Origin of the sequence: Nocardioides pinisoli (genome assembly GCF_024199985.1) — a bacterium.
Classification (GTDB): domain Bacteria; phylum Actinomycetota; class Actinomycetes; order Propionibacteriales; family Nocardioidaceae; genus Nocardioides; species Nocardioides pinisoli.
On record NZ_JANARS010000011.1, the window covers coordinates 127,108 to 144,017 of the forward strand.

Sequence of the window (16,910 nt, forward strand, 5' to 3'; positions counted from 1 at the left end):
CGCCCGAGGCTCGCCTCAGTCCAGCGCGAGCCCGGCCGCCGGCGTCACCCGGGCGGCCCGGCGCGCCGGCACCACGCAGGCGGCCAGGCCCGCGAGGGCGGCCACCGCCGCCACGCCACCCACCTGCCAGACCGGCACGCTGAACCCGGCGTCGTCGACCACCGAGGCCACCATCACCTGCACCCCGACCCACGCGAAGGCCAGCCCGATCGCCGTACCGAGGACCGTGGCGACGCCCGAGAGCAGCAGGCCCTCGGCGGCCATCGACTGCCGCAGCTGCCGTCGGGTCAGGCCCATCGCCCGGAGCAGGGCGTTCTCCCGGCCGCGCTCCAGCACCGAGAGGCCGAGCGTGTTGGCGATGCCGACGAGCGCGATGACGATCGCGACGGCCATCAGCCCCACGACCGCGCCGGTCATGATGTCGACCTGGAGGTAGACCCAGCTGCGGTTGCTGTAGCCGCCGCCGAGGTCGGCCCCTGCCGCCCCGGCGAGCGCCGCCAGGTCGCCGGAGAGGTCCTCCGCGTCCGCGCCGTCGTCGGCGCGGGCCCACACCGCCATCGGCCGCGGGTCGGGATCGAGGGCCGCGAGCGTCGCGGTCGACACCAGGCCGGAGCGGCCCCAGCCGTAGTCGGTCTCGACCCGGAGGGTGCTCTCCCGACCGCCGGCTGCGACCGTCACCTCACCGTCCTTCGCGACGCGGTCACGGATCCGCTGCGGCAGCTCCTCGACCACGGAGTAGGGCAGCAGGACCACGCCGTCAGCAGGCGCCAGCCCGGTGGAGCCACGCAGGACGCCGGTGGTGTCGGTGCCGCTGTCCAGGAGCGGCACCTCGACACCCGCGACGGTGGCCACGGTGCCGTCCAGGCCCCGCGCCTCGCGGACGCCCGGCACGGCGGCCACCCGGTCGACCAGGTCGGCGCCGAGCGGCTCGTCGAGCGCGGTGATCGTCACGTCGAGCGGGTAGGACTCGTCCATGTCGCGGTCGATCGCGGTCCGCGACGACGCCAGCCCCGTGAGGATGGCCGTGGTCAGGGTGACCCCGACGAGCAGCGACGCCGCGGTGGTCGCCGTACGACGCGGGTTGCGCACGGCGTTGCCGGTGGCCAGCCGCCGCACGGGACCGGCCCCCGGGAGCCCGCCGACGAGGCGGATCAGGCGCGGGACCAGGACCGGCCCGAGGAGGAGCACGCCGACGAAGGAGACCACGCCGCCGGCGAGCATCGCCGGCACCGACCTCGCGCCGACCGCGAGGACGAGCAGCGCGACGCCCGTCGAGAGGGCGAGCCCGGCGAGGGCCAGGCGCCAGCGCCCGGCCGCCGAGCGCACGTCCACGCCGGTGTCGGGGCGCAGGGCGGCCAGCGGGGCCACCCGGGTCGCCGAGCGCGTCGGGAGCCAGGCAGCCGCGAGCGTCACCAGGATGCCGACCGCGAAGGCCGTGCCGGTCCACACCGGGTCGAGCGCGGCCGGGCCCATGTCGGTGAACCAGGTCCGCACGAGGGCGACGAGCCCGACACCGGCCGCGGCACCGGCGGCGACGCCGAGGGTGGCGGCCACCAGTCCCAGCGCCAGGGCCTCGAGCCGGATCGCGCGCCTGAGCTGGCGGCGGGTGACGCCCACGCAGCGCAGCAGCGCGAAGTCGCGCATCCGCTGGGCGAAGAGGATGGAGAAGGTGTTGGTGATGACCAGCACGCCGACGAAGAGGGCGATCACGACGAAGAGCAGCGCCATGATCGCGATGACGTCCACGCCGCGCGAGATCTCGGCCTGGCGGGCAGCGACCCAGTCGGCGGACGACTCGACGGTCCCGTCGGGGGCCAGCTCGCGGGCGAGGTCGGCCGACCCGCCCCAGGCGACCGCATCCACCCAGAGGGTGTCCTCGAACCGCCGCAGGTCCTCCCACGGCACGTAGAGCGCAGCTCCCATCGCCGCCGGGCTGTCCACGAGCCCGACCACCTCGACGTCGGTCGACGCCGAGCCGCTGCCGATGCGGACGACGTCGCCGAGGGCGACCTCGCTGCTCTTGGCGCGGTTGACGTCGGCCAGCGCCTCGCCCGCCGCGGTCGGGAAGCGGCCGTCCTCGAGGGCCTGCCACTGCAGGCGCGGGTCGAGGGAGGCCTCCGCGACGTCGACGGTCTGCGCGAGCTGGACGCCGTCACGGCTGACCGGCTCGATGGCGTAGCCCAGCGTCAGGGCCGGGATGCCGCGGTCGGCCGCCACCTCCACGAGGCGCGTCACCTCGCGGGTGTCGTACGTGGTCACGACCCGGTCGACCCCGCGGACCGGGGCGCCGGCGTCCGCCGTCAGGCCGGACCGGGTGGCCCCGGTGAGCATGCCGATGACGACGATGAAGGCGACGCCGATGACGACGGCCACTGACGCGGCGACGTACCGGCGGGTGTGGTGGCGCATCGACGCCAGGAGCACGGTGCGCATCAGGCGGTCCGTCCGCGCAGCGCCGCGACGAGCTCGTCCTGGCCGGGGTCGCTCAGGTGGGCGGTGACCGCGCCGTCGTGGATGACCACGACGTCGTCGGCGTAGGCCGCCGCGTCGAGCTCGTGGGTCACCATCACCACGGTCATGCCGAGCTCGCGCACCGAGCGGCGGAGGTGGCCGAGCACCTCGGCGCTGGCCTCGCTGTCGAGGTTGCCGGTGGGCTCGTCGGCGAAGACGATGTCGGGCTGCGTGACGAGCGCCCGGGCGATCGCGACCCGCTGCTGCTGGCCGCCGGAGAGCTGGCTGGGCAGGTGGCCGAGCCGGTCGGCGAGGCCGAGCACGCCGACGACCTGGTCGTAGCGCGCGCGGTCGACCGCGCGACCGGCGAGCTCGAGCGGGAGGACGATGTTCTGCCCGGCGGTGAGCATCGGCAGCAGGTTGAAGGCCTGGAAGACGAAGCCGATGTGCTCGCGGCGGAAGAGGGTCAGTGCGGTGTCGTCGAGCCCGGCGAGGTCGCGCCCGGCCACGGTGACCGTGCCGCTCGTGGCGGCGTCGAGCCCGGCCAGGCAGTGCATGAGGGTGGACTTGCCGGACCCGCTCGGGCCCATGATCGCGGTGAACCGGCCGGCGGGGAGGTCGAGGTCGATGCCGCGCAGCGCGTGGACGGCGCTGTCGCCGTCGCCGTAGGTGCGGGTCAGCCCGCGGGCGCTCGCCGCGGTGCCGGTGGCCTGGTGGAGTGTCGTGGTCATGGGGACAACGCTCGTCGTCATCGGCCTCCGCCGCGTCGGCCCGAGGCATGGACCGGGGTCCGTCGGTGGGCCGACGTCGCGCGGTCGGCGTACGACCGGGGGAGGACGGGACTGTGCACCCGAGACTCCCGCTTCGTGGTCGAGATCTGGGGTGCAAAGCGGGGTGGTCACCGGATATCCGGTGACCACCCAGCGGCGATCAGGCGCTCACCAGACCGGTCTCGTAGCCGAGGACGACGAGCTGCACGCGGTCGCGCGACCCGGTCTTGGCCAGCACCCGGCCGACGTGGGTCTTCACGGTGGTCTCGGCGACCACGAGGTGCGCGGCGATCTCGGTGTTGGTCAGGCCGCGGGCGATGAGGGTGAGCACCTCGACCTCGCGGTCGGTGAGCAGCGCGAGCCGGTCGTCGGCGGACGCCGGCCGGGAGGGGTCGGGGAGCGCGGCGAAGTGGTCGAGCAGCCGCCGGGTCGTGCTGGGGGCGACGACGGCGTCGCCGGCCACCACCGCGCGGATCGCGCCGAGCAGGTCGGGCGGGGCGGCGTCCTTGAGCAGGAAGGCCGAGGCGCCGGCCCGGATCGCGGCGAAGGCGTACTCGTCGAGGTCGAAGGTCGTCAGCACGATGACGCGCGGCGCGTCGGCGGTGGCCAGCAGCCGGCGCGTGGTCTCCACGCCGTCGAGCCGCGGCATCCGCACGTCCATCAGCACCACGTCGGCGGTCGTCACCGCGAGCCGTTCGAGCGCCTCGCCTCCGTCGCCCGCCTCGCCGACGACCACCATGTCGTCCTGGCTCTCCACGAGCATCCGGAAGCCGGCGCGCACCATCTGCTGGTCGTCCACCAGGAAGACGCGGATCGGCGCGGTCACGGCGGGCTCGCTCACAGCGGCAGCCTCGCAGACAGCGCGAAGCCGCCGCCCGGTGCGGGGCCGGCGTCCAGCGTGCCGCCGTGCACCTCGGCCCGCTCGCGCATCCCCGTGAGCCCCAGGCCCCGCCCGTCCGAGGGCGCGGACGCGCCGTGCCCGTCGTCGCGCACCTCCACCACGACGGCGTCATCGACGCGAAGGCGCAGGGTCACGGTGGCCCCGGGGCCGGCGTGCTTGCGGACGTTGGTGAGCGCCTCCTGCACGATCCGGTACGCCGCCAGCCCGACGCCGTCGGGCACGTCCGGGGCGTCGACGGGGAGGTCGGCCTCGACCCGCGTCCCGGCCGCGCGTGCCTCGTCGACGAGGTGGCGTACGTCGGCGAGGCCGGGCTGCGGGGCCACGCCGGTGTCGCCCTCGCGGAGCAGGCCCAGCAGCCGGCGCATCTCGGTCAGCGCGTCGCGCCCGGTGGACGCGATGGTCTCCAGCGTGTCGACGGCGACGTCGGGGTCCTTGGCGGCGGCATAGCGAGCGCCGTCGGCCTGCACCACGATGACCGACAGCCCGTGCGCGACCACGTCGTGCATCTCGCGGGCGATCCGCGACCGCTCGTCGCGCGCGGCCAGCTCGACCTCGCGCTCGGCCATCCGCTCGGCCTGCTCGGCGCGCGCGACCAGGGAGGCGACGTACCTCTCCCGGGTCTGCGCCGCGAAGCCCAGCGCCCAGGCGGCGGTGACGATCGCCCCGATCGTGACGACGTAGGGCACCAGGACGCCCGCGGTCAGCTCCTCGGCGCCGAGGCCGAGCGTCCAGCGCGCCGCGGCGACCACGGCGGCGCAGTAGGCGACGAGCAGCGCGACCACGCCCTGCCAGCGGGGTGCCCAGCGCGCGACGGAGTAGACCGCGATCGGGAAGGCGAGCTGGCCGATCGTGGGCTCGCCCAGCGCGACCGCCTGGCCCGCGCTGAGCATCGCGACGGCGAGGAAGACCGGCCACGGGTGACGGCGCCGCCAGAGCAGGGGCACGGCCTCGAGGACCGAGAAGAGCGCCGAGCCGCGCTGCTCGGCCAGCACGTGGCTGGCCCCGAGGGCGACGAGCGCGGCCACCAGCAGTCGGTCGAACCACCGCCGCCCGCGCGGGCCGAGGCGCCACGGGTGCTGGTCCATGGTGCAGACGCTAGACGGTGCGTGCCGGGCGGGCGTCAGACCGCAGGAGGACGCTGTGCCGCCCCGGGTGCGGCCCGAGTAGGGTGCGATCCATGACGCGATGGGAATACCAGGTGGCGCCGATCCCGCTCCACAACGAGGCTCTGATGCTCAACAACTTCGGCCAGGACGGTTGGGAGCTGGTGGCGATCCACACCAACGCCCAGGGTGGTCTGGTCGCCTTCCTCAAGCGTTCGAAGGGCGCCTGACGTGGGCGCCACCTCGTCCCCGGAGGCGAGGCTCGCCGAGCTGGGGCTCACCGTCCCCGAACTGGTGCCGCCGGTCGCGGCCTACCAGCCGACCGCGCGATCCGGTGACCTCGTCTTCACCGCCGGTCAGCTGCCCGCCCGCGACGGCGAGATGATCGCCGTCGGCAAGCTCGGCGGGGAGGTCAGCGAGGAGCAGGGCTACGAGTGCGCGCGCCAGTGCGCCCTCAACGCGCTCGCCGCGGTCAAGGCGGAGATCGGCTCCCTCGACCAGGTCAAGCGTGTGGTCAAGGTCGTCGTCTTCGTCGCCTCGACGCCCGACTTCACCGGCCAGCCCAAGGTCGCCAACGGCGCGTCCGAGCTGCTCGGCGAGGTCTTCGGCGACGCCGGCAAGCACGCGCGGTCCGCCGTCGGCGTCTCGGTCCTGCCGCTCGACGTGCCCGTCGAGGTCGAGATCGTCGTCGAGGTCTGAGCACTGACCCGCATGGAGCGTCTGCCACTGCCCGAGGCCCTCGTCGCGCAGGCGCGGTCCTACGCCTCGGGCGAGGCCGCGCCCGCCGAGCCGCGTGACGCGGCGACGGTCGTGCTGCTGCGCCCCGGTGCGGCCGGCCCGGACGTCTACCTGCTGCGGCGCCAGACCTCGATGGCCTTCGCCGGCGGGATGTGCGTCTTCCCCGGCGGCGGCGTCGACCCGCGCGACTTCGACGACGAGCTGGTCGACCGCGGGCTCTGGGCCGGACCCGGTCCGGCCGAGTGGGCGGCGCGGCTCGGCTGCGACGAGCCCCGGGCCCGGGCGCTGGTCTGCGCCGCCGTGCGCGAGACCTTCGAGGAGTCCGGCGTGCTGCTGGCCGGCACCGGTCCCGACTCGGTCGTGGCCGACACCACCGGTGAGGACTGGGAGGCCGACCGGGTCGCGCTCGAGTCGCGCGAGGTCTCGCTGACCGCGTTCCTGGAGGACCGGTCGCTCGTGCTGCGCACCGACCTCCTCGGCGCGTGGTCCGGCTGGCTGACGCCGGTCTTCGAGCCGCGGCGCTACCGCACCTGGTTCTTCGTCGCCCGGCTGCCCGAGGGCCAGGTGACCCGTGACGTGTCGAGCGAGTCGTCGTCGGTCATGTGGACCGGCGCGATGGACGCCGTGTCGCTGGTGGAGCGGCAGGAGATCCTGATGCTGCCCCCGACCTGGCTGACCTGCTTGGAGGTCGGGCAGTACGCCGACCCGTCCGCTGTGCTCGCGGAGGCTGCCGGGCGGAGGGTCGAGATGTTCATGCCCGAGGTCGTGGCTGACGGGGAGGAGTTCATCCTGTCGACCCCGCCGGCCTACGCCGCGCTGATGGCCGCACGATGACCGGGGGCGGCTGGTCCGGGGGCTCCTTCGGCGACACCGGCACCTGCGTGCTCGCACCCAACGCCGACGTGATGACCCTCGACGGCACCAACACGTGGGTGCTGCGCGACCCCGGCTCCTCGCGCTCGGTCGTCGTCGACCCGGGCCCCTCGGTCGACTCGCACCTGGACGCGATCGACGCGGCCGCGGGTGACGTGTCCGTGGTGCTGCTGACCCACCACCACGCCGACCACAGCGAGGCGGCCCGCGAGTACGCCGAGCGGCACGGCTGCGGCGTACGCGCCCTCGACCCGGCCTACCGGCTCGGCTCCGAGGGCCTCGGCGAGGGCGACGTGGTCGCCGTCGGCGGACTGGAGGTGCACGTCGTCGCGACGCCCGGCCACACGGCTGACTCGCTGTCCTTCGTCGTGCCGCAGGATCGGGCCGTGCTGACCGGCGACACTGTCCTCGGTCGCGGCACGACCGTCGTCGCGCACCCCGACGGCCAGCTCGGCGCCTACCTCGCCTCCCTCCAGCGGCTCCACGCGCTCTGCGGTGAGCAGGGCATCACCACCGTGTGGCCCGGCCACGGCCCGGTCATCGACGACGCGCTCGGCGCCCTCGATTTCTACCTCGCCCACCGCGAGCAGCGGCTCGAGCAGGTGCGCCAGGCGCTGCGGGACCTGCGCGCCGTCGAGCGCGAGGGCGGCGCCCACCTCGGTGCGACGCCGCCGCACGACACCCTGCCCCGCGCGATCGTCGAGGTCGTCTACGCCGACGTCGACCCGGTGCTGTGGGGCGCGGCGGAGCTCTCCGTGCGTGCGCAGCTGGCCTACCTCGAGGGCGAATGACCCTTGCGCACGCTCCCCTGGCAGAGGTGGAGTTGTGGCATGAACAGTCCGCACCGACCCGTCGTCGTCCTGTCCCGCGCCCTCGACCAGGCCGGTGACGCCCTCGCCGCCGTCCACCCCGACGACCTCGACCGACCCACGCCGTGCCGGGGCTGGACCGTGCGCGAGCTGGCCGCCCACCTGGCCGCCGCGCCCGAGCACTTCCTGCAGCAGGCGCGGGGCGAGGAGGTCGACTGGGACGCCGGCGCGGGAGGCGACCCGGCCCAGCTGGCCGCCCACTTCCGCGTCCACGCCGACGACCTGCTCCACCACTGGCACGGCCAGCCCGACGACCGCGTCGCCCAGGCCGACTGGCAGAGCGCCGAGCTCGGGGTGCACACGTGGGACCTCGTCCGCGCCCTCGGCCGGCCCCTGCCCCTCGACGACGAGGTCGCCGAGCGGGGGCTCGCCTTCATCCAGCAGGGGCTGACCGACGACAACCGCGGCGACGCCTTCGGGGCCCCGGTCGACGTGCCCGACGACGCCCCGCCCTACGACCGGCTGGTCGCCTTCGCCGGCCGCGACCCGCGCGCCTGAGTCGTCGTACGGCCCCCGGACGGGGATAGTCCACCGGGATACGGTCGTGATCTCCGTCCGCCGGCAGCCGTTTCCCGGTGGACTACCGGCCGTCGGCGGCCGTCAGCCCGCGCGTCTACGACAGCCGCCGCCAGAGCCACCGCAGCGCGAGCAGGACGGCGATGGCCGCGGCCACCGCGAGCCCGATGAACAGCGACAGCTCGATGCCGAACGGTGCCGGGGGCTCGTCGGCCGTGTCGAAGTCGTGGGTCAGCTCCTGCGACGACGTGCCGTCCAGGTCGGGCACCAGGTCCACGGCCAGGCTGACGCCCAGCGAGTCGGGGAGCTCACGCAGCAGGATCCGGTAGGTCCACTCCGACTCGGGCCGGTCGGGGGACGTCATCAGCGCGAGGTGCGCACCCTCGACGTAGCTGCCGACGGGGGCGTCGACCTCCACGACCAGGAGGCTGTCGTCGGCCCAGCCGACCGGGGTGACGACGGCGCCGTCGGGGTAGAGGTCGTCGGGCAGGGCGCGGTCGGGGTCGGTGTCGGTGGCGGTCTCGAAGGGCACGGCGCGGACGGGGGTGTCGTCGGTCGGGAAGGGCGCGCTGATCCCCTTGCCGGGCGCGGTGAGGCCGGTGAGCGGTGCCGAGCTGCTGTCGCCCGTGACGGGGTCGATCGTCCAGCTGATCGTCGGAGGAAGGTTGGTCGCGCTGGGGCGACTCGTCGGCCTGCCGAAGACATCGACCGCGATCTCCCCGTCCGTGGTCCAGGACATCGCCAGCGGGGTGCTGCGGTACGGGGGCAGGTCCACCAGGTCGCTCTCGCCACTCGCGAGGTCGACGACCCGGTACCAGGCGGTCTGGTTGACGACCTGTCCCGGCTCCCGCTCGAAGTCCTGGGTGGTCGGGTACGCCACCCGTCGCCCATCGGGCGACAGGGCGAGCCAGGGGCCGCGGCGGAGCTCGGCATCGCGGTCGATGACCTCGGGGGTGGGGAAATCGGGCAGCTCCACCGCGTGCGCCTCACCCGTGGTCGCGTCCACCAGCACGGGCGAGCCGTCGGGAGCGACGTACGCCACCGAGGCCGGGCCGATCGCCAGGTCGGTCACCACGGGACCGTCGGGCTCGGTGATCCGGCTCGGGATCGCGCCCTCGCGTACGACGTCGCCGGCCGGCCCGATCCCTGAGGGACGTACGGCCAGCGCGCCGGCTCCGGCCACCACCGCCACGACGGCCACTGCGGCCGCCCCGGCGGCGACCCGGGTGCGCCGCCGCGCCCGGCGACCGCGGTCCCAGACGGACGGGTCGGGGGAGAAGGACTGGGTGCGGGCGAGGGCGTCGAGCTCCTCGCGCAGGTCGGTGCTCATGCGTCTGCTCCCACCAGGTCGGCGAGCTCGGGGGCCAGGACGCGCAGGCGCTGGAGCGCCTGGCGTGTCATGGACTTGACCGCGCCGCCGGAGATGCCCAGCGCGGCGGCCGTCTGGACCTCGGTGAGGTCCTCGAAGTAGCGCAGCACCAGCACGGTGCGCTGGCGCGGGGTGAGCCGGCGCAGGGCCTGCTCGAGGGTGAGCCGCAGCGTCGGGTCGGCTGCCGGCACCGGGGCGTCGTAGGACTCCAGGGGCGACTCGGCCAGCTTGCGACGGCGCCACCACGAGATGTTCTGGTGGTACATCGCGCGCCGCACGTAGGCCTCGGGCGAGGTGTGGATCCGCTCCCAGTGCTTCGCCGCCTGCACGAGCGCGGCCTGCACCAGGTCCTCGGCGAGGTGGTGGTCGCCCGTCAGCAGGTAGGCCGTGCGCGCGAGCGCCGACCCGCGCGCGTGCACGAACCCGTCGAAACCCGATCGATCAGTCACGGTGCCCCTCCCCCGAATGCGCTCTGCACGACGTACGACGCACAGACGCGTCGCGGCGGGGGTCAGGTGGAGCGAGAAATGTTCAGCGGGCGCGGCGGGAGAGGCGCTCGAGGTCCATGATCACCACGGAGCGGGGCTCCAGGCGCAGCCAGCCGCGCGAGGCGAAGTCGGCGAGCGCCTTGTTGACCGTCTCGCGGGAGGCGCCGACCAGCTGGGCGAGCTCCTCCTGGGTGAGGTCGTGGTGGACGTGGACACCGTCGTCGGCGGTGCGGCCGAAGCGGTCGGCGAGGTCGAGCAGCGCCTTGGCGACGCGACCGGGGACGTCGGAGAAGACGAGGTCGGCGACGACGTCGTTGGACTTGCGCAGCCGCGAGGCGAGCTGGGAGAGCAGTCCGCGCGCGACCTGCGGGCGGCCGTCGAGCCAGCGCAGCAGGTCGTCGTGGGAGAGCGAGCCGAAGGCGGCGTCGGTGACGGCGGTGACCGTCGCGGACCGCGGCCCCGGGTCGAAGAGGGAGAGCTCGCCGAACATCTGGCCGGGACCCATGATGGCGAGGAGGTTCTCGCGGCCGTCGGCGGAGGAGCGGCCGAGCTTCACCTTGCCCTCCGTGACGATGTAGAGCTTGTCGCCGGAGTCGCCTTCGTGGAAGAGCACGTCGCCACGGCGCAGCTTGGTCTCGGCCATCGAACCGCCCAGCGCCGTCGCCGCCTCGTCGTCGAGCGAGCTGAACAGCGGTGCCTGCCGAAGCACGTCGTTGTCCACGTCAATCCTCCCAGTGGGGTGCGTCCCGACGGGTAGTGCTCGGGATCCGGGACGATCCTAGCCGTGGTCCGGCTCACAACGGACACTCCGCGCGGGTGAGGCCCCGTTTGCGCCCGCTTCGGCGGTGTCGGAGCCGGACCGTAGGCTGACCGCGTGCCCGCCCCCGCCCGCAAGGTGACCCAGAAGGCCACCAAGGCCTCCCCGGCCGTGATCCCCAAGCCCGACACGTCGCTGGTGCGGCGGGCGCGCAAGATCGACCGGATCCTCGCGGAGACCTATCCCGACGCCCGCGCCGAGCTCGACTTCACCAACGCGTTCGAGTGCCTGGTCGTCACCGTCGTCTCCGCGCAGACCACCGACCGCCGGGTCAACGCCGCCAGCCCCGCGCTGTTCGCGGCCTACCCGACGCCCGAGGCGATGGCGGCCGCCCCGCGCGAGCACCTCGAGCAGCTGCTCGGCCCGCTCGGGTTCTTCCGGCAGAAGACCGACGCCGTGCTCAAGCTCAGCCAGGCCCTCGTCGAGCGCTACGACGGCCGCGTCCCGGACCGGCTCGACGACCTGGTGACGCTCCCCGGCGTGGGCCGCAAGACCGCCAACGTCGTGCTCGGCAACGCCTTCGGCCTGCCCGGCATCACGGTCGACACCCACTTCGGCCGCCTGGCGCGGCGCCTGGGGTGGACCGAGGAGACCGACCCGGTCAAGGTCGAGCACGCTGTCGGCGCCCTCTTCCCCAAGCGCGACTGGACGATGCTGTCGCACCACCTCATCTGGCACGGCCGCCGCCGGTGCCACGCCAAGAAGCCCGCGTGCGGCGCCTGCCCGGTCGCCCGCCTGTGCCCGTCGTTCGGCGCCGGTCCGACCGACCCCGTCGAGGCGGAGAAGCTGGTCACCACCCAGGGACCTGCATGAGGAAGCTGCTCCTGGCGCTGACGCTCGCCGCGTGCGTCGCCGTGGGCGCCCTCGCCTGGTCGTCGATGAGCGGCAGCGGCATCGACGTACGCCCGCCCGACGTGGACGTCGACACCCCGGCCCTGCGCGAGGCCAAGGCGCGCATCGGCATGGAGGACTGCGAGCCCGGCAGCGGCGAGGCGGTCGAGGGCGGCCTGCCCGAGCTGACCCTGCCGTGCCTGGGCGGTGGGCCCGACGTCGACCTGTCGTCCCTCCGCGGGCCCCTCGTCATCAACCTCTGGCAGGCCAACTGCGAGCCCTGCCGCGAGGAGATGCCGGCGCTCGACGCCTTCCACCAGCAGTACGGCGACCGGGTGCCGGTGCTCGGCATCGACTTCAACGACGTGCACCCCGACGGCGCGCTGGCGCTGGCCGAGGAGACCGGGGCGACCTACCCCTCGGTCGCCGACCCCGGCGGCGAGCTGATGGTCGAGGACGCCTTCGCGGTCGCCCGCCGCGGGCTGCCGGCCTTCGTCTTCATCGACGAGGACGGCGTCGTCGTCGCCCAGGACTCCGGCGGTGTCGAGTCCGTGGCGGAGATCAGGGCCAAGGTCGCCGAGCACCTCGGGATCACGCTGTGATCGATCGGGAGGGCGCGCCGCTGCCGGGCTGGCTCGCGCCGGTCGTCGAGGCGGCGTCCACGATCTCGGTCCACGAGCTGACCCGCTTCATGCCGCCCGAGGACAGCGACCCCCGGCGGGGAGCCGTGCTGATGGTCTTCGCCGACCGCGAGGCCGACCCGGCCGCCCCCGACGACCTGGCCCACCGCGGCGAGCTCCTGCTCACCGAGCGGGCCCACCACATGCGCTCCCACCCCGGCCAGGTGTCGTTCCCCGGCGGCTCGCTCGACGACGGGGAGACCCCGGTCGAGGCGGCCCTGCGCGAGGCCCACGAGGAGATCGGGCTCGTGCCGGCGGAGATCGAGGTCTTCGGCGAGCTGCCCGAGCTGTGGCTCCCGCCGAGCAACTTCGCGGTGACACCGATCCTCGGCTACTGGCGCGACCGGGGCGAGGTGCGGATCGAGAGCCCCGACGAGGTCCACGAGATCCACCACGTGGCGATCGCCGACCTCCTCGACCCCGACAACCGCATCACCGTGCGCCACCCGAGCGGCTGGCTCGGTCCGGGCTTCCTGATCGGGGACCGGCGCGACGTGATCCTGTGGGGCTTCACCGCCGGCATCATCGCCCGGCTGTTCAGCTATCTCGGGTGGGCCGAGGACTGGGACCGGGCGCGGGTGCGTGACCTGCCCGACCACATGCTGCAGGGTGTCCCCCGGGGCACCGACCTCGCCCCCAACACGCCGCAGAACACCAGGCTCGAGGAGTAGCTGTCATGAACGCCCTCGACTGGTGTCTCCTCGCACTCGTGGGGGTCTACGCCCTCTCGGGCTACTGGCAGGGCTTCATCACCGGCGCCAGCGCCACCGCCGGCCTCCTGCTCGGCGGGCTCGCCGGCATCTGGGCCGCGCCGCTCGCGCTGGGCGACGCCGCCCCGTCGCTGTGGGTGTCGCTCGGCGCGCTGTTCATCGTGATCATCTCCGCCTCGCTCGGTCAGGCGCTCTTCCAGTTCGTCGGCGCCCGGCTGCGCGACCGCATCACGTGGCAGCCGATCCGGGCCGTCGACGCGATCGGCGGGTCAGCCCTCAGCGCGGTCGCGGTGCTGCTCGTGGCGTGGGCGCTCGGCGTCGCCGTCTCCGGCACCCGCATCGGCGCCTTCACGCCGCTGGTGCGCGACTCCTCGATCCTGGCCAAGGTCGACGAGACGCTGCCGGCCGACTCCGGGGAGGTGCTGCAGGCGTTCAACAACGTGGTCGGCACGACGTTCTTCCCGCGCTACCTCGAGCCGTTCGCCCCGGAGCGGATCGTCGCGGTCCGGCCGGGCGACCCGCGGATGCTGACCGACCCCGACGTCATCGCTGCCGAGGCCAGCGTGGTCAAGGTCCGCGGCACCAACGGCTGCGGTAGCGGCGTCGAGGGCACCGGCTTCTTCTACGCCCCCGGCCGGCTGATGACCAACGCCCACGTCGTCGCCGGGGTGACCCGGCCCGAGGTGGAGGTCGGCGGCTCCTCGGTGACCGCGTCGGTCGTGCTCTACGACCCCGACCTCGACATCGCGGTGCTGTCGCTGCCCGACACCGGGGCCTTCCCGCTCGCCTTCGACACCGGGGTCGAGCCGCGTGACCCGGTCGCCGTCCTCGGCTATCCCGAGGACGGTCCCTACGACGTGGAGTCCGGCCGCGTCCGCTCCGAGCAGCGGCTGCGCTCGCCCGACATCTACGGCGAGGGCACGGTCATCCGTCAGGTCTTCTCGCTGCGTGCCCTCATCCGGCCCGGCAACTCGGGCGGCCCGATCGTGACGTCGGCCGGCGACGTGGCGGGCATGGTGTTCGCCGCCTCCGTCAGCGACCCCGACACGGGCTACGCGCTCACCGCGGAGCAGGTGGCCGAGTCGGCGGCCGAGGGCCTCACCGCGGCGGCCCCGGTCGACACCGGCACCTGCGTGCGCTGAGCGACGTACGACGCCTCGTCGCCGGCGCACACCGCTCTACCGGGCGACGCGTGAGCCACGTTCGCCGACGCGGGAATGTGGCTCGGGACACCGCTCGCGCGGGCTACCGGCGCAGCCGGTGGATCAGGGACGACCCTTGAGCGCCTGGGGGATCTGCCTGCCCTGCTCGATGGCCCGCTCGGGCGCCTTGACCTTCTTGACCTGCCGGAGGCCGATGAAGGCGAGGAGCCCCGCGATCAGGACGTAGAGGCCGAAGACGACGAGGAACGCCCACTGGAGGTCGAGGCCGTCGCCGTTCCAGTGGATGAAGTAGGCGAGCGCGACCGAGAGCATGATGATCGCGAGGAGGGCGAGGAAGGCCGCGCCGGCGAAGAGGCCGATGCCCACGCCGCCGTGCTTGACGCTGACCTTGATCTCGCTCTTCGCGAGCTGGATCTCCTTGGAGATGAGCGAGGAGATGTCGCGCTGCGCGTCCATGACGAGCTTGCCGAGCGTCGGATCGCCATCCTGGACCGGTACGTGTGCCATGCGGAGCTGTCCTTCGATGTACGCCGGGGCTGGGTGGTGCGACCCTACCAACGGGCCTGTCTACACTGGTGTCTCAGGTGAGCCGGGAAGTCTGGTCGGCCCGTGGAGAGTCTCTCCGCGGTGAGGACGCCTCGACCACCCCCGGAAGGACCCCCTGTCCATGGCCACGCCGCCTGACCGTTCCCGCCTGGACGACCTGTGGAGGGCCGGTCCCGTCTACAGCGCCAGCGACAAGCCGCTGGCCCGCCTCGTGGCGCGCCCGGTGCGCGAGTTCCTCCGTGTCGAGGCCTCCGGCTCGATCCTCCTGCTGATCGCCGCGGCCGCCGCCCTGGTCTGGGCCAACAGCCCGTGGGCGTCGTCCTACGACTCCCTCTGGCACACCCACCTGGTGCTCGACGTCGGGCCACTGCACCTCGACGAGTCGCTGCAGCACTGGGTCAACGACGCGCTGATGGTGATCTTCTTCTTCGTGGTCGGTCTCGAGATCAAGTACGAGCTGGTCAACGGCGACCTGCGCGACCCGCGGACCGCCGCCCTGCCGATCGTCGCCGCGGTCGGCGGCATGGTGGTGCCGGCCGGCATCTACCTCGCCCTCAACCCGCCCGGCAGCGAGGGCAGCGCCGGCTGGGGCATCCCGATGGCGACCGACATCGCCTTCGCCGTCGGCGTGCTGGGCGTGCTCGGGCGGCGCATCCCGTCCGCGGCGCGGCTCTTCCTGCTGACGCTGGCCATCGTCGACGACATCGGCGCGATCCTGGTGATCGCCGTGTTCTACACCAGCGACCTCTCCCTGACGTGGCTGGCGATCGCGCTGGGGCTGCTCGCGGCGATGGTCGTGGCGCGGGTGCTGCGGGTCTGGACGGTCGTCGTCTACGCCCTGCTCGGCGTCGGCGTGTGGTTCGCCCTCCTCGAGTCGGGCGTCCACGCCACCCTCGCCGGTGTCGCGATCGGCCTGCTGGCGCCGGCCCGGCCGCTGCTCAAGGAGGAGGTGTCCCGCGAGTACGCCGGTGAGGCCCTGCGCGACCGCCACCTCGACCCCGACGAGCTCGCGCGGCTGCGGTTCCTGCTCAAGGAGTCGGTGTCGGTGGTCGAGCGGCTCATCAGCACGCTGCACCCGGTCTCGGCCTACGTCGTGCTCCCCGTCTTCGCGCTCGCCAACGCCGGCGTCGAGCTGGGCGCGATCGGCGAGGTCTTCACCGAGCCGGTCGGCCTGGGCATCGTGCTGGGCCTGGTGCTCGGCAAGCCCGTCGGCATCGTGGTGACGTCGTTCATCGCCGTACGCCTCGGGATCGCGAAGCTGCCCGAGGACACGTCGTGGCCGATGGTGGTCGGCCTGGGCGCCGTCGCCGGCATCGGCTTCACCGTCTCGATCTTCATCGCCGGGCTGTCCTTCCCCGGCTCCGACCTGCTGACCGAGGAGGCGAAGATCGCGATCCTGCTGGCCTCGGTCATCGCCGCGATCGTGGGCGTGGTGCTCCTGCTGATGTCCACGAGCGGGCGTGTCGAGGAGCCGGCGGAGGACCGCTCGGACGAGTCCCTCCCTGCCTGACCGCCCTTCGGGTGAGGAGTACACAGGATCCATGGCCTTCATCCGCAGCTCCGGCTTCGCCCACGTCCGACTGACCGTCACCGACATCGGCCGGTCCAAGGAGTTCTACGACCGGCTGTTCGGCTGGCCGACGGCGGTCGACAACTCCGCCCGCGTGGACGAGCCCGGGGTCCGCGACTCGGCCGAGGAGTTCTACGGCGGCACCATCTACCAGACCCCCCAGGGCACCCTCTTCGGCCTGCGACCGGTCGGCACGTCGGGCTTCGACGCGGACTCGACGGGGCTCGACCACGTCAGCTTCGCCGTCGACTCCCGCGGTGACCTCGAGGCCGCTCGCGCGGCACTCGAGGAGGCCGGCATCGAGCACGGCGAGATCATCGACCTGGAGGACGCCGGCCTGGCGATCCTGTCCCTGCAGGACCCTGACGACATCAACGTCGAGCTCACCGCGCCGCTCGGCTGATATGTAGTCCGCGGTTGTCAAGAGTGCAGGGTGAGGCGCCGCCGGCACTGGGTGTGCTGGCGGCGCCTCGTCTTGGCCTGGTGGTGTCATTGCCCTGCCGCAGCGTGTCGTT

General features: G+C 73.7%; 19 protein-coding genes. 11 read left to right on the forward strand and 8 right to left on the reverse strand.

Annotation, left to right across the window (positions count from 1 at the left end; translation table 11 throughout):
- Positions 1-15: 15 nt before the first annotated feature.
- From NCI01_RS20115 to NCI01_RS20130, 4 genes are all read right to left on the reverse strand, one after another.
- Entirely contained in the window at positions 16-2,433 is a 2,418-nt protein-coding gene (locus tag NCI01_RS20115) for an ABC transporter permease (RefSeq protein ID WP_254183274.1), read from the reverse strand.
- The gene (locus NCI01_RS20120) at positions 2,433-3,203 is read right to left on the reverse strand and encodes an ABC transporter ATP-binding protein (protein ID WP_372495222.1); all 771 of its coding nucleotides are present in this window, start codon (positions 3,201-3,203) and stop codon (positions 2,433-2,435) included. The genes NCI01_RS20115 and NCI01_RS20120 overlap by 1 nt, the downstream gene beginning before the upstream one ends.
- A 178-nt stretch (positions 3,204-3,381) precedes the next feature.
- The gene (locus NCI01_RS20125) at positions 3,382-4,047 is read right to left on the reverse strand and encodes a response regulator (protein WP_254183291.1); all 666 of its coding nucleotides are present in this window, start codon (positions 4,045-4,047) and stop codon (positions 3,382-3,384) included.
- An 11-nt stretch (positions 4,048-4,058) separates the two neighbouring features.
- Entirely contained in the window at positions 4,059-5,207 is a 1,149-nt protein-coding gene (locus NCI01_RS20130) for a sensor histidine kinase (RefSeq protein ID WP_254183276.1), read from the reverse strand.
- A gap of 92 nt (positions 5,208-5,299) precedes the next feature.
- Here NCI01_RS20130 and sp36 point away from each other — a divergent pair, with 92 nt between their 5' ends.
- From sp36 to NCI01_RS20155, 5 genes are read left to right on the forward strand one after another with little or no spacing between them, the layout of a single operon-like run.
- Positions 5,300-5,455: a Sp36 family protein gene (gene sp36 / locus NCI01_RS20135; RefSeq protein ID WP_254183277.1), complete on the forward strand. Its 156-nt coding sequence runs from the start codon at positions 5,300-5,302 to the stop codon at positions 5,453-5,455.
- Between the two features lies 1 nt (position 5,456).
- The gene (locus tag NCI01_RS20140) at positions 5,457-5,924 is read left to right on the forward strand and encodes a RidA family protein (protein WP_254183278.1); all 468 of its coding nucleotides are present in this window, start codon (positions 5,457-5,459) and stop codon (positions 5,922-5,924) included.
- A gap of 12 nt (positions 5,925-5,936) precedes the next feature.
- Positions 5,937-6,797 (forward strand): NUDIX hydrolase, encoded by an 861-nt coding sequence (locus tag NCI01_RS20145; protein ID WP_254183279.1) that lies wholly within the window; start codon positions 5,937-5,939, stop codon positions 6,795-6,797.
- The gene (locus tag NCI01_RS20150) at positions 6,794-7,627 is read left to right on the forward strand and encodes an MBL fold metallo-hydrolase (protein ID WP_254183280.1); all 834 of its coding nucleotides are present in this window, start codon (positions 6,794-6,796) and stop codon (positions 7,625-7,627) included. The genes NCI01_RS20145 and NCI01_RS20150 overlap by 4 nt, the downstream gene beginning before the upstream one ends.
- A gap of 39 nt (positions 7,628-7,666) precedes the next feature.
- A complete protein-coding gene (locus tag NCI01_RS20155; protein ID WP_254183281.1) occupies positions 7,667-8,203 on the forward strand; it encodes a TIGR03086 family metal-binding protein in 537 nt (178 codons plus the stop codon).
- A gap of 115 nt (positions 8,204-8,318) precedes the next feature.
- On the opposite strand, the gene NCI01_RS20160 is transcribed toward NCI01_RS20155, so the two are convergent.
- The 3 genes from NCI01_RS20160 to NCI01_RS20170 form a co-directional block, all read right to left on the reverse strand.
- Positions 8,319-9,551, reverse strand: coding sequence for a hypothetical protein (locus NCI01_RS20160; protein ID WP_254183282.1), 1,233 nt, complete (start codon positions 9,549-9,551; stop codon positions 8,319-8,321).
- Positions 9,548-10,039 (reverse strand): SigE family RNA polymerase sigma factor, encoded by a 492-nt coding sequence (locus tag NCI01_RS20165; RefSeq protein WP_254183283.1) that lies wholly within the window; start codon positions 10,037-10,039, stop codon positions 9,548-9,550. The genes NCI01_RS20160 and NCI01_RS20165 overlap by 4 nt, the downstream gene beginning before the upstream one ends.
- 82 nt (positions 10,040-10,121) lie before the next feature.
- Positions 10,122-10,799: a Crp/Fnr family transcriptional regulator gene (locus tag NCI01_RS20170; RefSeq protein ID WP_254183284.1), complete on the reverse strand. Its 678-nt coding sequence runs from the start codon at positions 10,797-10,799 to the stop codon at positions 10,122-10,124.
- Positions 10,800-11,006: 207 nt separating this feature from the next.
- On the opposite strand from NCI01_RS20170, the gene nth reads away from it, so the two are divergent.
- Genes nth through NCI01_RS20190 form a run of 4 tightly spaced genes read left to right on the forward strand, consistent with a single transcriptional unit; the run spans position 11,007 to position 14,258 of the window.
- Positions 11,007-11,708, forward strand: coding sequence for an endonuclease III (nth, locus tag NCI01_RS20175; protein ID WP_254183292.1), 702 nt, complete (start codon positions 11,007-11,009; stop codon positions 11,706-11,708).
- Complete coding sequence (locus tag NCI01_RS20180) at positions 11,705-12,328, forward strand: TlpA family protein disulfide reductase (RefSeq protein ID WP_254183285.1); 624 nt, start codon at positions 11,705-11,707, stop codon at positions 12,326-12,328. The genes nth and NCI01_RS20180 overlap by 4 nt, the downstream gene beginning before the upstream one ends.
- Entirely contained in the window at positions 12,325-13,077 is a 753-nt protein-coding gene (locus NCI01_RS20185) for an NUDIX hydrolase (protein WP_254183286.1), read from the forward strand. The genes NCI01_RS20180 and NCI01_RS20185 overlap by 4 nt, the downstream gene beginning before the upstream one ends.
- A 5-nt stretch (positions 13,078-13,082) precedes the next feature.
- Complete coding sequence (locus NCI01_RS20190; protein ID WP_254183287.1) at positions 13,083-14,258, forward strand: MarP family serine protease; 1,176 nt, start codon at positions 13,083-13,085, stop codon at positions 14,256-14,258.
- A 123-nt stretch (positions 14,259-14,381) separates the two neighbouring features.
- Here the strand turns inward: NCI01_RS20190 and NCI01_RS20195 are convergent, their stop codons facing one another.
- Positions 14,382-14,786 (reverse strand): phage holin family protein, encoded by a 405-nt coding sequence (locus NCI01_RS20195; protein ID WP_254183288.1) that lies wholly within the window; start codon positions 14,784-14,786, stop codon positions 14,382-14,384.
- A gap of 160 nt (positions 14,787-14,946) precedes the next feature.
- Between NCI01_RS20195 and nhaA the strand changes: the two genes are divergently transcribed.
- Positions 14,947-16,335 carry a Na+/H+ antiporter NhaA gene (nhaA, locus tag NCI01_RS20200; protein ID WP_254183289.1) on the forward strand — a complete coding sequence of 463 codons (1,389 nt, stop codon included), beginning with the start codon at positions 14,947-14,949 and terminating at the stop codon, positions 16,333-16,335.
- Positions 16,336-16,366: 31 nt separating this feature from the next.
- On the forward strand, positions 16,367-16,798 hold the full coding sequence (locus tag NCI01_RS20205) for a VOC family protein (protein ID WP_254183290.1): 432 nt from the start codon (positions 16,367-16,369) through the stop codon (positions 16,796-16,798).
- Positions 16,799-16,910: the final 112 nt, after the last annotated feature.

Excerpts from the sequence above, each read along its gene's own strand:
- NCI01_RS20115 (WP_254183274.1), bottom strand. The coding sequence starts at position 2,433 with ATGCGCACCGTGCTCCTGGCGTCGATGCGCCACCACACCCGCCGGTAC.
- NCI01_RS20120 (WP_372495222.1), bottom strand. The coding sequence starts at position 3,203 with ATGACGACGAGCGTTGTCCCCATGACCACGACACTCCACCAGGCCACC.
- NCI01_RS20130 (WP_254183276.1), bottom strand. The coding sequence starts at position 5,207 with ATGGACCAGCACCCGTGGCGCCTCGGCCCGCGCGGGCGGCGGTGGTTC.
- sp36 (WP_254183277.1), top strand. The coding sequence starts at position 5,300 with ATGACGCGATGGGAATACCAGGTGGCGCCGATCCCGCTCCACAACGAG.
- NCI01_RS20145 (WP_254183279.1), top strand. The coding sequence starts at position 5,937 with ATGGAGCGTCTGCCACTGCCCGAGGCCCTCGTCGCGCAGGCGCGGTCC.
- NCI01_RS20150 (WP_254183280.1), top strand. The coding sequence starts at position 6,794 with ATGACCGGGGGCGGCTGGTCCGGGGGCTCCTTCGGCGACACCGGCACC.
- NCI01_RS20155 (WP_254183281.1), top strand. The coding sequence starts at position 7,667 with ATGAACAGTCCGCACCGACCCGTCGTCGTCCTGTCCCGCGCCCTCGAC.
- NCI01_RS20160 (WP_254183282.1), bottom strand. The coding sequence starts at position 9,551 with ATGAGCACCGACCTGCGCGAGGAGCTCGACGCCCTCGCCCGCACCCAG.
- NCI01_RS20180 (WP_254183285.1), top strand. The coding sequence starts at position 11,705 with ATGAGGAAGCTGCTCCTGGCGCTGACGCTCGCCGCGTGCGTCGCCGTG.
- NCI01_RS20190 (WP_254183287.1), top strand. The coding sequence starts at position 13,083 with ATGAACGCCCTCGACTGGTGTCTCCTCGCACTCGTGGGGGTCTACGCC.
- NCI01_RS20195 (WP_254183288.1), bottom strand. The coding sequence starts at position 14,786 with ATGGCACACGTACCGGTCCAGGATGGCGATCCGACGCTCGGCAAGCTC.
- nhaA (WP_254183289.1), top strand. The coding sequence starts at position 14,947 with ATGGCCACGCCGCCTGACCGTTCCCGCCTGGACGACCTGTGGAGGGCC.
- NCI01_RS20205 (WP_254183290.1), top strand. The coding sequence starts at position 16,367 with ATGGCCTTCATCCGCAGCTCCGGCTTCGCCCACGTCCGACTGACCGTC.